Source organism: Nonomuraea sp. NPDC047897 (genome assembly GCF_043204415.1).
Classification (GTDB): Bacteria; Actinomycetota; Actinomycetes; order Streptosporangiales; family Streptosporangiaceae; genus Nonomuraea.
On sequence record NZ_JBIDCC010000002.1, the window covers coordinates 353233 to 367389 of the forward strand.

Consider the following 14157-nt stretch of genomic DNA (forward strand, 5'->3'; position numbering starts at 1 on the left):
ACGACCCGGTGATCCGGGGCAGCGCGCGGGCCGCCCGTCGCCCGGACGCGCGGCCCGCGGGCCTCGGACGCCGGTCAGGTGAGGGCGGCCAGCAGCCCCGGCAGGTCGTCCGGGTCGTTGAAAAGGGCCGTCGCCTCCGACAACCGCGCCGCCGGGGTGAGGCCGCCGGTGAAGCCCAGGCAGCGCATCCCGGCCGCCCGCGCCGCCGCCACCCCGAAGGGGCTGTCCTCCACCACCACGCACCGATCCGGCGAGACCCCCAGCGTCGCGGCGGCGTGCAGGAACAGGTCGGGGGCCGGCTTGCCCCGCGCCACGTCCTCGGCGCTGAACACCCGGCCCGCGAACCGCTCCGCCAGGCCGGTGAGCCGGAGGCTGCGAGAGATCTTGGCGTGGCCGCCGTTCGAGGCCACGCAAGTGGGCAGGGTGATCCGGGCCAACGCCTCCGGCATGCCGGGGACAGGGGTCAGCTCGGTCTCGACCGCCGCCGCGTGCTCGGCGGCGAGCCGTTCGTGCCAGCCGGGCGGGATGTCGGGGCCGACGGCGCGCAGCCAGTGCTCCTCGCTGCAGCCCACGAAGCGGGCGGCGAACTCCCGCTCGTCCAGCCGCCAGCCCAGCCGGCGCAGCGCGGCCGTGCCCACCCGCACCGCGATGCGCTCACTGTCCACCAGCACGCCGTCGCAGTCGAGGATGACGAGTTCGGTGGCCAACCGGCCTCCTTCCGCACAGGGAAACGGCCGGGCGGCGGGGAGGACCGCCGCCCGGCCGTCCGATCAGTAGTCGACCTTGAACATGTAGTGCCGCTGGTCCAGGTCGTGGCCGCGGATCGCCTCGTAGTGGCGGGCGAGCCGGTCCATCAGCACGGCGATGACGAGCGGTGACATCTCGCCGCGCAGCTCGGCCGGGATGCCGGGCAGGGTCAGGTCGGCCGTGTCGATGTGGAAGGTCTTCTTGCTCGCGTACGTGTCGAGGAAGCGCCGGGCCCGCTCGGCCATGGGCCGCGACGCGTCCTCGCCGAGCAGGTTGATGACCGCCACGTCGTCGTTGACGACCTCGAACGCGCCCTGGAAGAACTCGCCGGAGTTGAAGGCGGCCGCGTGCTTCCACTGCATCTCCTGCAGGAAGCACATGGCCAGCCCGTAGGCCCAGTTGAAGCTGGGGCCGGAGCCGAGCACGTAGGTGATCGGCTCGTCCTTCAGGGTCTCGGCGATGACGCGCGCCCGCTCCTCGTGCTCCTCGGCCGCGGAGACGAGGGCGTCGGGCAGGGCGTCGAGGGCCTGGTCGAGCAGCGCCCAGTCGCGCGAGACGCCGCTGTGCCGCATGACGGCGTACGCGGCGAGCTGCAGGAACAGGTCGCTCTGGCCGGTGAAGGCGACGTTCGCCGCGTCGGCGAGCGGGCCGCCCTCCTTGCTCACCACGGCCACGGTGGCGCCCGTGCTGCGGGCGTACTGGGCGGCGGCGACGGTCTCCTTGGTCTTGCCGGTGTAGGAGGCGAGGAAGACCAGCGAGCCCTCGCCCATCCGCTTGGTGCGGCCGGTGTTGAGCTCGTCGCTCTGCAGCTTGTAGACGGGGCAGGTGTCCTCGCGCTCCAGCAGGTAGTGGCCGGGGTAGGAGGCGATGAGGGAGCCGCCGGCGCCCACGAAGAAGACGTTGCGCAGGCCCTTGGCGGTGGCCTGGGCGACGAGCTCCTCCAGCTGGGGCCGCTGGCTGATCGTCGCGCGCGCCTTGTCGGCCAGGTCGGACTCGATCGGTTTCAGGGGCAGCAGGGTCACGGTGTCTCCGTTCGCGTCTCAAGGATTTGAGAACGTTCTCAACGATGCGTTGGTAACGTTCTCACTCAGAACGAGAGCCCGTCAAGGGGGAAAGCCGTGGAGACCTGTGCCGCGTCAGGCCGTCCGGACGGCTTCGCCCCGGGTGCGGCCCGCCCGACGAGGGTGCGCGCCGCCACGCTCGTCGGCACGGCGATCGAGTTCCACGACTTCCACGTCCATGGCACGGCCACCGCCCTGATGCTGACCGGCGCCTACTTCCCCTGGCTGGACCCGGCGTGAGGGGCCGGGCGTGGGGGGCCGGGGTGTGGTGGGTCACACCGACGCGGTCACACGGTGGCCGGGCGCTCCACGTACGCGGCCAGTGCCCGCACCCGCTCCGCGTGCCGGTCGTGGCCGACGATCACCGGCGGCTCGTTGTACGGCATCGCGTCCGACGACCGCCGCAGCTTGACGTACTGGCCGCACGCGTCGATCGCGTACGGCTCCATGTCGTCCTGCAGCGCCCCGATCACCGTGATCCCGTACGTCTCCCCGATCCGGCGGAACAGCGCCACCGCCTCCCGCCGGTGCTCCTTGCCCAGGTTGCGGCCCAGCTCGTCGAGCACCAGGCACAGGTGCCCGCCGCCGGACGACGCGATCGCCGCCGCGCACACCAGCTTGACCGCCTTCTCGTCCATCAGCGCCGTGTTGGCCCGCCGGTTGTACGGCACGTACCCCTGGCCCTCGCCGCGCCGCCACTTGGGCGTCACCCGCCACTGCCAGCGCTGCTCCGGGTCGGCAGGCGCCGGCGGCACCGGGAACTCCAGCGTCGCGCCGTAACCGCCGTAGGACGTGTCGAGCTTCTCGAACTCCTCCGCCACCCGCGTCAGCCGCGCCTTGATCGCCGCGCTCAGCGCCGCCCGGTGCACGGCCGTCGACTGGGCCGCCTCCTCCGCGCCCTTGTCGGCGGCGGACAGGTCACGCTGCCGGGACACGAGCTGCGCCTCGATCTGCCGCCGCTGGTGCTTCTCGTACTCCTCCTGGCCACGCAGGTAGGAGGCGAGCACTCCGCACACCGCCGAGAACGTCGCCTGCTCCCGCGCCGTGCTGCCGCCCCGTTCCGACAGCAGGAACCGCAGCTCCTCCGGGATCTCCGCGTCCTCCTCCGGGAAGGTGTCGCGCAGCGCCTGGTCGAAGTGCCGCTCGGCGACGCGCCACCACTCCTCGGCCGTGCGCGGCCGCTCCTCCTCCGGCAGCGCCGCCAGCCACTCGCGCGCGCCGTCCACGGCGCCGCCCCAGTCGGCGGCCAGCGCCTCCAGCTTGAGCGCCTCCCGTTCGGCGGTGACACGTGCCTGCTGGTCGCGGGCCTGGGCGCGGTCGCTCTCGTGCCGCTGACGGCGCCCCTCCAGACGTTCGATCTCCATGTCGCGGGTGCGGGCCCGGAAGTCGAGCGCGCCCGCCTGCCGTTCGGCCTCGGCCACCGCGGGGGCGACCTCCTCCAGCGCACCGGCCAGCTCGGCCAGCCGGGCCCGTCGCTCGGCCAGTTGCGCCTCGACCTCGGCGAGCCGCACGCCCGCCCGCGCGCCGTCCAGCCGCCGCTGCGCCTCGGCGACGGCCTCCTCACCCTCCCGTACGGCCTGAGCGGCCGACTCCTGCGTGTCGCGGGCCCGGTTGAGGCGCTGCTCGGCCGCCTTGATGCGCGCCTCACGGCCCGTGGCCACCCCGTCGAACGCCCCCACGACGCTCACCCCGGCGGCGCTCACCAGCACCGAACCGGGCAGCGCGGCGAGGGCCTCGGCCGCGGCGCCCAACTCGACGGCGTCCACGATCACGGCGTGCTCGTGCGGCCATCCCCGCAGCGTCGCGTCGGCGTGGTCACGCGCCTGCTCCGCCACGTCCAGCGCGTCCAGCAGCCCCGTCGCGGGCACCCCGGCGGTCGCCAGCGCGTTGAGCTGGGCCGCGGCCGGACCGCCTTCGGCGTCGTCCAGCGCCGCCTGCGCGTCGGCCACCTCCCGGTCGGCCACGCCCAGCGCCTTCAGCGCCTCGTTCAGCCGCAGCCGCGCCTCGCGCAGCTCACCCTCCGCCGCCGGGACGTCCCGCCCGTCGGCGAACCTGCGTGCCTCCTCCAGCTCCGGGACCCGGGCGCGCAGCCCGTCGGCGGTGTTCTCCGCCACCGCCCGGTCGGCCTCCAGCTTGGCGGCCCGCGCCTGCAACGCCGCCAGCGCCTTGCGCGCCTCGCCGACCTGCCGGTCGAGCGTGTCCTCCCGCAGCGTGGCGATCTCCGCCTTCACCAGCGCGATCGCCTCACCCGCCGCCTCGCCGGCCACCCGGTGCCGGCCGAGCTCCGCGGCGAGCGACTCGTCCTTCGCCGCGGCGTCGGCCAGCTTGCGCGCCTGCCTGCCGCGCCAGCACCGCAGCGCGTCGGCCAGCCTGATCCGCGCCTGGTCGCGGCGGTCGAACGTGGCCAGCAACGCCTTGGACTCCGCCTCGAACTCCGCGAGCCGCTCGGCCGCCTGCGCCGCACGCACCCGTTTGGCGTGCTCGTCGCGCCGCGCCTCACGTTCCTGCTCCAGCTCGGAGTCGAGACCGGTCAGCGCCGCGATCGCCTCGAACACCCGCTCCGGCGAGATCTCGTTGAGCGGCTGCGACAGCAGGTTGGTGGCCACCTTGCTGCGGACGGACGTCGACAGGAACGACACGCAGCGCACCCGGTCGCCGTACAGCACCTTGGTCAGGTCACGCGCCACCACGTCACGCCGCCCGGCGGAGCGGGGGAGCGACGCCCAGATGTCGTCGGCCCGCGCCACCCGCTCGGCCTCGGAGGCGGCCGCCGCCAGGTGCACCCCGTCACGCCACCGGATCTCCAGATGCGGCGCCTCCTGGTTCACCCGCAGCCACACGGTCACCGCCCCGCCCGAGGTGTCGGGCACCTCGAACAGCTCCCCGCCGGCCGGCTCACCCTCCTGCCCGCCCGCACCCGCCGGGGAACTCGCCCCGCCTCCGTCGGCGTCAGCGGGCGTCGCGGCGATGCCGGGGTCGCCGAAGACTCCCACGATGTAGCCGTGCCCGGCGCTGGCCCACTGCCGGGCCCCGGCTCCGCTGGCCAGCTCCGCGTTGAACAGCAGCTCCGACACCGCCTTCGCGCCCGAGGCGAACCGCCACTGCTCGTCGCCCAGCAGCGCCGTGATCGAGGCGATGAACGACGACTTGCCGGCGCCGTTGGAGTCCTTCGGCCCCGCACCGGCGACGACGATGAGCGTGCCCGGGACGGTCGGCACCGGATGGGTCGACAACCGCGAGATGTTGACCGCCTGCACGGCGATCAGCACCCGGTCTCCGACCACGTTCTCCACCTGCGACACCTGGAACCCCCGTTACCCTTCCGTCCGTCGTTCGCCTGGCCGGCCCGTCGCCGACCAGCTCGTCTGGCCCCCGGCCGGCCCCCGGTCAACCACTCACCGGGCGTCCCGTCCGGGCCTTGCTCTGAGCCTGGTCCCGCCGCCGGCCGTACGGCCGATGCGGGACTACTCGGCCGACCTCCGGGCGCGTACGGCGCCGGCGAGCGGGGTGTGCGGCCCGGCCGCCAGGATCAGCTCCTCCTGCAGCCGTCGCCGCGCCGCCGGGGTGAGCCGGTGGAACTGCGACCCCGGCACGTAGCCGCCCGCCTCCTCACCGGCCTTCACCTGGGTCAGCAGCCCGGCATGGCGCAACGTCCGCAACGCCGCCTCCAACTCGCCGATCGGTATCTGGGTGTGCCGTCGCAGCTCGTCGACCGGCGTGGGGTGCGGCGACGCCCAGGTGTCCTCGGGCAGCAAGCCCTCCGCGCGGGGGATCGCCACCGAGTGCACGAGCACGAGGGTCAGCACCGCTTTCTCCGCCTCGCCCAGCCTCGCCGGGCCGCCCGCACCTCCGCCTCCCGGACGTGCTCCGGACGCGGTCTCGTCGAACAGCCGGGCAGCCCGGGCCGCCGCCTGGTCGTCGTAGCCGGAGATCCAGCGTTCGCGGTGCGGGATCAGCGTCCGCCCGCGCCGGGTCAGCATCTCGCCGAGGGTGTGCCGCAACGCCGGGTCGCGCAGCGCCATGAACCTGGCCTCCGGCACGGGTTCGGCAGCATGCTCCACCGCCATGAAGGCCGCGACCAGCTCGGCGCGCCGCCGCTCGTCGTAACCGCCGAGCAGGTCGTCGAACTCGGCCGCGCCCCCCTCGACCTGCCCGCCCAGCCGCACGCACGCCCGGCCGGTGTCCGGCGCGGGCGAGGGGCCCTGGTCTGCGGCGGCGGGCGAAGGGTCCTGGTCTGCGGCGGCGGGTCCGGCCGGGCGGGCGGCCGCGACGAGGTCGGCGTCCGCCACCACCGTCAGCGCGGCACGCTCCGGCTCCGGGATGCGCCGTACGAGCTCCTTGAGCTGCGCGTACGACTCCACCGGCCACAGGGCGCAGCGCGGCCCGAGCGTGACGAGACCGTCGGCCATGACGATCCAGGCCGAGTCGTGCAGCCGGCGCAGCGCGCCGCGCGCCCAGTTGCGCATGAGGTCGTCGGTGCGCCCGATCAGCGCGCGGTAGGTGTCGAGCACCAGCTCCACCGGAGCGGGGTCGCCCGGCCACGGGTCGGCGGACGGGTCGGTCCAGCAGCACTTGAGGCACGCGGCGAGGACCCGCCGCGTCTCGCCGGCCCGTTCCACCGGAACCGGCGCCACCTGGTGCTCCTCCAGCAGCGACGGGGTGGCCCCGTCGGGCCACCCGGGCAGCGCCTCGCCGGTGGAGTCGGGACGGGTGAGCCGCAGCATGCCGGCGGGCGCGGTGGCCCCGGCCCCGAGCGGGAGCGCGCCGCCCGCCCGGGCGAGCACGTGGGCGGTGGCGGCGTCGTCGGCGCGGATCATGCGGGGCACTCCAGGCGACAGGTCGGGCGGGTCACGGGATGCGCTCCAGGTGGCCGTGGGACAGCCAGGACGGCTCCCGCGCCGGGTCGATCGTCAGGCCGTCGGACCAGGTCAGCCGGTAGGGCAGCTCGGGCCGCAGGTCGACCGTGGTCAGGTCGGCCAGCAGGCGGCGGGCCGAGGGCCAGTCGGCGCCGAGCACGTCGGCCAGCGCCACCTTCGACGCCGACCCCAGCACCGACTCGGCCACCTGCGTCAGCCGCTCCAGCGCGGCGGTCGGCGAGGAGCCGAGGGAGCCCTCGGGCCCCGCGTCGGGGAGGGCGGAACGCGGGGGAGTGGGCTGTGCCGGAACCGGCCGGGGGGCCTCGTCGACGGCCCGCGCGATCGCGGCCGGATCGTGCCACGGGGCCGGCGCGTCGAACACGAACCCGTCGAGCACCGCGGCGAGCCGCTCCTTGCCGGCCGTCTGCGTGAACGTGCGCCACGTCTCCGTCGGCAGCAGCGTCAGGTTGCGGGTCGTGCCCGCCGAGTCGGCCAGCCGGCCGGCCGCGCGCCGGGAGGCGTCGCTGTAGGCGTAGATCGCGGCCCGCAGGTCGGTGCAGACGCGGTCGAGCTCGGGCCAGCGGGTCAGGATCGTGCCGTGCAGGCTCTGCGCGCGGCGCGCGATCTCCTCGGTGCCCCACAGCTTGGGCGCCTGCTCGCGCAGCTCCTCGATCGTGCCGGTGGTCAGCGTGATCAGCTCCAGCGCCCACAGCCGGAACGCCCGCGCCAGGTTGGCGGCGCTCTGCCTGGCCTCCTCCATCGTGGTGCGCGGGTCGGCGACGTTGAGGTCCTCCAGGGCGAGCAGCCGGTGCATCTCGGACTGGCCGCCGTCGTCCATCATCCGCCGGATGAACATCAGCCCGACGACGCTGGTGAACGAGGCGCGGTAGCGGAGCTGGTGCGGCTTGGGGAACACCTCGCGGATCGCGCCGAGGCCCTTGAGCACGCGCAGCCGGTTGTCGAACTGGTCGGCCGGGTAGGCCCGGCAGGCGAAGCGCATCTGCTCGTGCGTCAGCCACTCCTCGCCCGCCTCCGCGAACGCCGCGAACAGCGTCTCGGCGATGTCGACCAGGGCGGGATCGTCGACGACGGCACCGCTGTCGCGGGCGAGCGCGGCGAACATCCGGCGGTAGGTCGACAGGACCGCCTCGTCGGACAGGGCGGCGTCGAGGGTCAGGGGCTGATCGGACACGCGCTCTAAGGTAAGGCTTCCCACCGACAACAACGGACTCGCGCGGCGTCCGGGCGCGTCCGGCGGCCCGCGGCGCGGCCGACCGGCGGTGAAACTTTCACCTCGCCCGCGCGGGCACGGTCCGCCGATCACCCGGCCGGACCAGGGACGACGCGCCCGGCGGAGCCGCGCCGGCGCGCGGTCCGCCGGGCGCCCGAGGCGACGCCGCTGGGGCCGGCATCGCCCGCGTTGGTACGTTGCCGCCGACCCCCACCCCGATCCGCCGGCCCCCGCCCGGCCTCGCTGGGCGGCACGGCCGCCGCACCCGCCCCCACCGGGACACGAAAGGCCACCGCCGTGAAGCTCCTCCCGCGTCCCCGCCGCGGACGTCACCTCCTCGCCGTCGGCGCCGTCACCGCGCTCACCGCCGCGGGCGTGGCGACCGCGCCCGCCGTCACCGCCCTGACCGCCCCCGGCTGCGCGGTCACCTACACGACGAACACCTGGCAGAACGGCTTCACCGCCAACATCACGATCAGGAACCTGGGCGACCCCGTTGACGGCTGGACCCTCGGCTTCGCCTTCCCCGACTCCGGCCAGAAGGTCACCCACGGCTGGTCGGCGACGTACGGCCAGACCGGATCCGCCGTGACGGCCCGCAGCGCCGGCCACAACGACCGGCTCGGCACGGGCGCGGCGGCGACGATCGGCTTCAACGGCTCCCACACCGGGGCGAACCCCACACCCGCGTCGTTCACCCTGAACGGCGTCACCTGCACCGGCGGCGTCACCCCCACCCCCACGCTCACCCCGACCCCCGGCGGCACCCCGGTCGAGGTCAACGGCCGGCTGCGTGTCTGCGGCGTCCACCTGTGCAACCAGTACGGCCGTCCCATCCAACTGCGCGGCATGAGCTCGCACGGCCTGCAGTGGTTCGCCGACTGCTACGACGACGCCTCGCTCGACGCCCTCGCCCACGACTGGAAGGCCGACCTGTTCCGGATCTCCATGTACGTCCAGGAGGGCGGGTACGAGACGAATCCGGCGGCGTTCACCCGCGAGGTCAACAGGCTCGTGGACATGGCCGAGGCGCGCGGCCTGTACGCCGTGGTCGACTTCCACACGCTGACCCCCGGCGACCCGACCTACAACCTCGACCGCGCCAAGACCTTCTTCGCCGCCGTCTCCGCGCGGAACGCGGCCAAGGACAACGTCATATACGAGATCGCCAACGAGCCCAACGGGGTGAGCTGGGCGACGATCAAGAGCTACGCCGAGCAGGTCATCCCCGTGATCCGCGCCAACGACCCGGACGCCGTGGTCATCGTCGGCACCCGGGCGTGGTCGTCGCTGGGCGTCTCCGAGGGGGGCAACGAGAACGAGGTCGTCGCCAACCCGGTCAACGCCGCCAACGTCATGTACGCGTTCCACTTCTACGCCGCCTCGCACACCGACGCCTACCGCCAGGTCGTCGCGCGGGCGGCGACGAGGTTGCCGCTGTTCGTCAGCGAGTTCGGCACGGTCACCTACACCGGCGGCGGCCAGGTGGACCTGGCCTCCACCACCACCTGGCTGAACCTGCTCGACCAGCACAAGATCAGCTACGCCAACTGGACGTACTCCGACGCCCCCGAGAGCAGCGCCGCGTTCAAGCCGGGCACGTGCGGCGGCGGCACCTACGCGGGCACGGGCGTGCTCAACGAGTCGGGGGTGTACCTGCGGGCGCGCCTGCGCACTCCCGACGACTTCCCCACCGGCTGATCACGCGCGCGCCCGGAGTGCGGGAGGATGCGGGGCATGAGAAGCGTCGAGGCGCAGCTACTGCACCGTCCGGCCGGACCGGGCGCGGGCGACGTCGTCCGCCACCTCGCGGCCGTGCAGGCGCAGGACGTCACCGCCGCCTGCCTCGGCCTGCGCGCCCGCTCGGCCACGCTCACCCTGGCCCAGGTGGAGGCGGCGTGGGAGGGGCGCGAGATCGTCCGCACCTGGAGCCTCCGGGGCACCTTGCACTTCACGCACGTGGACGACCTGCCGTGGGTGCACGCCCTGACCAGGAGCGACACCGCCGCCCGCCGCCGCCTGGCCGAGGAGGGAGTCACCGGTGACGACCTGCCGGCCCTGATCGGCGACGCCCTGGCCGGCCAGGGCCCCCTCACCAAGGCCGAGCTGGAGGAACGCCTGGCGGGCAGGGCACACGGCCAGGGCGTGGTGCACCTGGTGGCGCTGGCCGCCTTCCACGGCCTGGCCGTCCTCGGCCCGTCCCGCGCGGGCAAGCCCACGTACGTGCACGCCGCCGACTGGCTCGGCGCGCCCGTCCGCCCCGAACCGGACCGGGAGCGGGCGCTGCGCGAGCTGGCGGTGCGCTACCGCCGCGCCCACCACCCGGCCGGCCCGGAGGACCTGGCCGCCTGGTCGGGCCTGCCGCTGGGCGCGGCCCGCACCGCCTGGCGGCTGGCCGGCCCACCGGTTCTGCCGGACCCGGTGGGGGAGCCCCTGGTGCGGTTGCTGCCGGCGTTCGACGAGTATCTGCTCGGCTGGCGGAGCCGGGACCCGGTGGTGCCGGCCGGTCACGCCCGCACGGTGTTCCCGGGCGGCGGGATCCTGCGGCCCGTCGTGCTGGTGGACGGGATGGTGGCGGGCGTATGGGCGCGCAGGGGCGCGGAGGTCACCGTCTCGCCGTTCGGCGAGATCGCGGCCGGCCCGCTGGCCGCGGAGGTGGAGGACGTGCGGAGCTTTCTCACCGGCCGGCCGAGCGGGTGCTGAACCTGCCGGGCGCACGACCGCGAACCCTCGGGCGGGCCCGCTCCGTGCCGGACGGTGGCGAGTGGCGGCCGCCCGCCGGCGAGGGGAGATCCCTCGCCGGCGGGCGGCCCGGGAGGGGCCGGGTCAGACGCCGAACGCCGCGGGGTAGCGGATCGTGCCGGCCGGTACGGGCCGGGCGGGGTCGAGGGCGAGCGCCATCATGTACTTGTCCTCGACGTCGAAGGGCGGCCGGATGGCGTGCCCGGAGGCCGGGCCGAAGCCGAAGCGCGGGTAGTACTCGGCGTGGCCGAGCACGAGCACGAGGTTCTCACCCAGCGCGCGGGCGGCGTCCAGCGCCGCCCGGATGGCGGCCGAACCGGCGCCGTGCCGCTGGTACTCGGGCCTGACGGCGCACGGGCCCAGGGCGAGCGCCGGGGCGCCGTCGACGTGGCAGCGGGTGAGCAGCGCGTATCCGGCGATGGTGCCGTCGGGAGCCTCGGCGACCCAGGACAGGCCGGGGATCCACGCCTCCGGGTCGGCCCGCAGCGCCTCGACCAAGTCGGCCTCCAGCGCGGTGGGGAAGGCCGCGAGGTTGACCGTGCGGATCTCGGCGAGGTCGGCGGTGGTCTCGGAACGGGTGGTCCAGGCAGTGGTCATGGGAGTGTTCGCATCCGTTTCAGGGGTTTCCTGCGGGCGCAGGACGTAGCCGGTGTACTGGTAGTCGGCGCCGTGTTCGCGGCGTATGGCGATCTCTTCGAAGGTGGCCGCGACGGCTTCGCGCATCCCGGGCACGGTGAGGTCGGCCGCGTGGGCTCGTGCGGCCAGCGGCGTGTAGTAGTCGTCGAACCAGTCGCTGTCGGGGAGCGTGTGCACCCCGGCGACGGCGTAGCCGGCGGCGCGCGCCGCGGCGACGTTCCGGTCCCGGGTGCGCAGCCTGTAGTGCCGGTTCCAGAACGCCTGCGCCTCCGGCGACGGGGAGCCGGTGCTCCATTCGCACTCGGTGACGACCAGCACGCCATCGGGGACGAGCAGTCGCCGCCAGGAACGCAGCGCGGCGTCGAAGCCGATGATGTACGCGGACCCTTCCGCCCATATCACGTCGAAACGCTGATCAGGGAAGGGAAGGTCCGCCATCGACACCCGGACGGTGCGGACGGCGTGGCCGACGCCGCGGTCGGCGGCCGCTCGCGTCAGCGCGTCGAGGAACGGCCGGTGGGTGTCGATCGCGGTGACCTCGGCCCCGGCCTCCTGGGCCAGCAGCAGGGAGGCGCGGCCCGGTCCGCAGCCGATGTCCAGCGCGTGTGGCCGCGGAGGCAGCGGTCCGGCGAGGGCCAGCAGGCGGCGGGTGGTCGCGTCGGAGCCCGGGCCCTGGCGGGGCAGGTCGTGGTGCAGGGCGAAGAACGCCGTCACGTGGTCGGTCATGACTGCCGGTCCCTGAACTTGTACGTCGCGCGCAGGTGGCTGGTGATGGCCTTCTGCCGGTTGGTGCGCTCGCCGCGCAGCCGGGCGTCGGTGCGCGAGGCCTCCCACGCGTTCTCGCGTTGCAGCTTGCGGTAGCTGCCCAGGCGGCGCTCGATCAGCTCGCCTGCCCGGATGGCGGCCTGGACCGCGCACCCCGGCTCACTGTCGTGGGAGCAGTCGCCGAAGCGGCAGTCCCGGGCGAGACGCTCGATCTCGGCGAAGACCCGTTCCAGGCCGTCGGCGGCGTCGTAGAGGCTGATCCCGCGCAGGCCGGGCGTGTCGATGAGAACACCCCCGCCGGGTAGGGGGACCAGCTCACGCCGGACAGTGGTGTGGCGGCCCTTGCCGTCCTGCGCCCGCGTCTCGCCGGTGGCGAGAACGTCCTCGCCGAGCAGCGCGTTGCAGAGACTGGACTTGCCCGCGCCGGACGGACCGAGCAGGACGGTGGTGCCGCTCAGCAGCGCGGTCAGCACGTCGAGGTGCTGGCCGGTGGTCACGCTGGTCACCAGGACGTCCACACCCGGCGCCAGCGTGCTCACCTCGGTGCGCACGACGTCGGCGTCGGCGGCCAGATCCGCCTTGGTGAGGATGACCAGCGGCGTGGCGCCGCTCTCCCAGGCCAGGGCCAGCAGCCGCTCCAGCTTGGCCGCGTCCAGGGGGACGGCCAGGGAGACGGCGATGCCGACGATGTCCACGTTCGCGGCGAGGACCTGCCCGTGCGAGGACCGGGAGGCGGACGATCGCACGATCATGCTGTGCCGCGGCAGCAGCGTGACCAGTTCCGGCTCGGGGCCCGGGCGCAGCGCCGCCCAGTCGCCGGTGCAGGGGGCGAGGAGCGGGTCGGGCGAGTGCGACGTCATGAGCCGGGCCCGCACCAAGCCGGACTCGGTGACCGCGTCGCACCTGCCGCGGTCCACCCGCACGATCCTGGCCGGGACGAGGCCGGCTGCGCGGTGTTCAGTGAAGGAGTCGTCGAGGGATGCGGTCCACCCGTATCGGGACAGGCCGCTGGAGGATGGATCCGTGATGAGGTTTGGCAACGTGAGACACCTTGCGGGAAGGGGCCCCGACGAGACGCAGACACCACCCCGCTTCGCGAGCGCGACAGCTCACGGCGAGGGGAAGAAGTGGGTCAGACCGGGGCCCGGGACGTGAGGAATGTCCGGGCGCTGCGCACGGCAGCGGTCTTCACCGCGGTCATCGAACCTCACCTCCCTCTCATCCGGAACCTGAAACCAAACGATCAGCAGCGTACCATCCCGGCAGAACACCTAGGTCAGCGGGTTCATCAGGTAGCCGCCGGCCACCACCGAGGCGCAGGCCACCAGCAGGAAGAACAGCACGTAGAAGCCGCCGGGCAGGATCGTCAGCCGGGCGAGCTGGTCGGCGTCGGAGTCGCGCGCCTGCCGCAGCCGCCGCTTGCGCTGCAGCTCGATGATCGGTCGTACCCCGCCGAACAGCAGGAACCACACCGCCACCAGGGCCACGGCCTGCTGCACGTCGCCGGGCGCGTACATCGACAGGGCGAAGACCGCCCCGCCCGTGGCCAGCAGGATGAGCGCGCCGTACACGTTGCGGATCAGCAGCAGCATGCAGACGAGGAACAGCAGCACGGTCCAGGTCAGCAGCGTGATGCGGCCCTGCTCGGTCAGCCAGGCGGCGGCCAGCCCCAGCAGCGAGGGGGCGACGTAGCCGGCGAGCGCGGTCAGCACCATGCCGGGGCCGTTGGGCCGGCCTCGGGTCAGCGTCACGCCCGAGGTGTCGGAGTGCAGCCGGATGCCTTCCAGCTTGCGCCGCGTCAGCAGCGCCGCCAGGGCGTGGCCCCCCTCGTGGGCGATCGTGATCAGGCCGCGGGCCAGGTGCCACGACGTCCTGAACGACACGATCGCCAGCGCCGCCAGCGCGGACCCCAGCACGACCCAGGGGGAGGGGTCGGGCTGGACCTTGATGAGGTGGGCCCAGAGATCGTCCATCGAGAAGAACCCTATCCAGGTAAAGCCCTGGCCGCGTCCGGCCCATCGGGAAGCGTGGTCGCCGGTGGCGGGGGAAGGTGACCTTCACCGAGAACGACGGGACGATCTGGTAGAAAGTGGATGCTGACGTGACGGGAGACAGGGCG

General features: G+C 74.1%; 11 protein-coding genes and 1 pseudogene. 3 read left to right on the plus strand and 9 right to left on the minus strand.

The window, feature by feature from the left end:
* Positions 1 to 74: 74 nt before the first annotated feature.
* Both ACGF0J_RS05045 and ACGF0J_RS05050 read right to left on the minus strand, forming a co-directional pair.
* On the minus strand, positions 75 to 707 hold the full coding sequence (locus ACGF0J_RS05045) for an HAD family hydrolase (RefSeq protein ID WP_393142176.1): 633 nt from the start codon (positions 705 to 707) through the stop codon (positions 75 to 77).
* A 63-nt stretch (positions 708 to 770) separates the two neighbouring features.
* The gene (locus ACGF0J_RS05050; RefSeq protein ID WP_393142177.1) at positions 771 to 1769 is read right to left on the minus strand and encodes an SIS domain-containing protein; all 999 of its coding nucleotides are present in this window, start codon (positions 1767 to 1769) and stop codon (positions 771 to 773) included.
* Between the two features lie 96 nt (positions 1770 to 1865).
* Between ACGF0J_RS05050 and ACGF0J_RS05055 the strand changes: the two genes are divergently transcribed.
* Positions 1866 to 2048, plus strand: coding sequence for a hypothetical protein (locus ACGF0J_RS05055; RefSeq protein ID WP_393142178.1), 183 nt, complete (start codon positions 1866 to 1868; stop codon positions 2046 to 2048).
* A 47-nt stretch (positions 2049 to 2095) separates the two neighbouring features.
* Here ACGF0J_RS05055 and ACGF0J_RS05060 read toward each other — a convergent pair whose 3' ends face one another.
* The 3 genes from ACGF0J_RS05060 to ACGF0J_RS05070 all read right to left on the minus strand — a co-directional run bounded on the left by ACGF0J_RS05060 (position 2096) and on the right by ACGF0J_RS05070 (position 7856).
* Positions 2096 to 5101 (minus strand): chromosome partitioning protein ParA, encoded by a 3006-nt coding sequence (locus tag ACGF0J_RS05060; RefSeq protein ID WP_393142179.1) that lies wholly within the window; start codon positions 5099 to 5101, stop codon positions 2096 to 2098.
* Between the two features lie 171 nt (positions 5102 to 5272).
* Positions 5273 to 6625 carry a hypothetical protein gene (locus ACGF0J_RS05065; RefSeq protein WP_393142180.1) on the minus strand — a complete coding sequence of 451 codons (1353 nt, stop codon included), beginning with the start codon at positions 6623 to 6625 and terminating at the stop codon, positions 5273 to 5275.
* Between the two features lie 31 nt (positions 6626 to 6656).
* Positions 6657 to 7856, minus strand: a complete 1200-nt coding sequence (locus ACGF0J_RS05070) for a hypothetical protein (protein WP_393142181.1) — start codon at positions 7854 to 7856, stop codon at positions 6657 to 6659.
* A gap of 336 nt (positions 7857 to 8192) precedes the next feature.
* Here ACGF0J_RS05070 and ACGF0J_RS05075 point away from each other — a divergent pair, with 336 nt between their 5' ends.
* Together ACGF0J_RS05075 and ACGF0J_RS05080 are read left to right on the plus strand one after the other, a co-directional pair.
* Positions 8193 to 9596 (plus strand): cellulase family glycosylhydrolase, encoded by a 1404-nt coding sequence (locus ACGF0J_RS05075; protein WP_393142182.1) that lies wholly within the window; start codon positions 8193 to 8195, stop codon positions 9594 to 9596.
* 36 nt (positions 9597 to 9632) lie between these two features.
* Complete coding sequence (locus ACGF0J_RS05080) at positions 9633 to 10598, plus strand: winged helix DNA-binding domain-containing protein (RefSeq protein WP_393142183.1); 966 nt, start codon at positions 9633 to 9635, stop codon at positions 10596 to 10598.
* A gap of 123 nt (positions 10599 to 10721) precedes the next feature.
* Here ACGF0J_RS05080 and ACGF0J_RS05085 read toward each other — a convergent pair whose 3' ends face one another.
* From ACGF0J_RS05085 to ACGF0J_RS05100, 4 genes and pseudogenes are all read right to left on the minus strand, one after another.
* Positions 10722 to 11234 (minus strand): GNAT family N-acetyltransferase, encoded by a 513-nt coding sequence (locus ACGF0J_RS05085; RefSeq protein ID WP_393142715.1) that lies wholly within the window; start codon positions 11232 to 11234, stop codon positions 10722 to 10724.
* A 240-nt stretch (positions 11235 to 11474) separates the two neighbouring features.
* Positions 11475 to 11999: pseudogene (locus ACGF0J_RS05090) on the minus strand (SAM-dependent methyltransferase); the annotation flags it as partial.
* Complete coding sequence (gene rsgA / locus ACGF0J_RS05095; RefSeq protein ID WP_393142184.1) at positions 11996 to 13078, minus strand: ribosome small subunit-dependent GTPase A; 1083 nt, start codon at positions 13076 to 13078, stop codon at positions 11996 to 11998. The gene rsgA and the pseudogene ACGF0J_RS05090, both read right to left, overlap by 4 nt.
* A 231-nt stretch (positions 13079 to 13309) precedes the next feature.
* Positions 13310 to 14011, minus strand: coding sequence for a M50 family metallopeptidase (locus ACGF0J_RS05100; RefSeq protein WP_393142185.1), 702 nt, complete (start codon positions 14009 to 14011; stop codon positions 13310 to 13312).
* Positions 14012 to 14157: the final 146 nt, after the last annotated feature.

Excerpts from the sequence above, each read along its gene's own strand:
- ACGF0J_RS05065 (WP_393142180.1), bottom strand. The coding sequence starts at position 6,625 with ATGATCCGCGCCGACGACGCCGCCACCGCCCACGTGCTCGCCCGGGCG.
- ACGF0J_RS05080 (WP_393142183.1), top strand. The coding sequence starts at position 9,633 with ATGAGAAGCGTCGAGGCGCAGCTACTGCACCGTCCGGCCGGACCGGGC.
- ACGF0J_RS05085 (WP_393142715.1), bottom strand. The coding sequence starts at position 11,234 with ATGACCACTGCCTGGACCACCCGTTCCGAGACCACCGCCGACCTCGCC.
- ACGF0J_RS05100 (WP_393142185.1), bottom strand. The coding sequence starts at position 14,011 with ATGGACGATCTCTGGGCCCACCTCATCAAGGTCCAGCCCGACCCCTCC.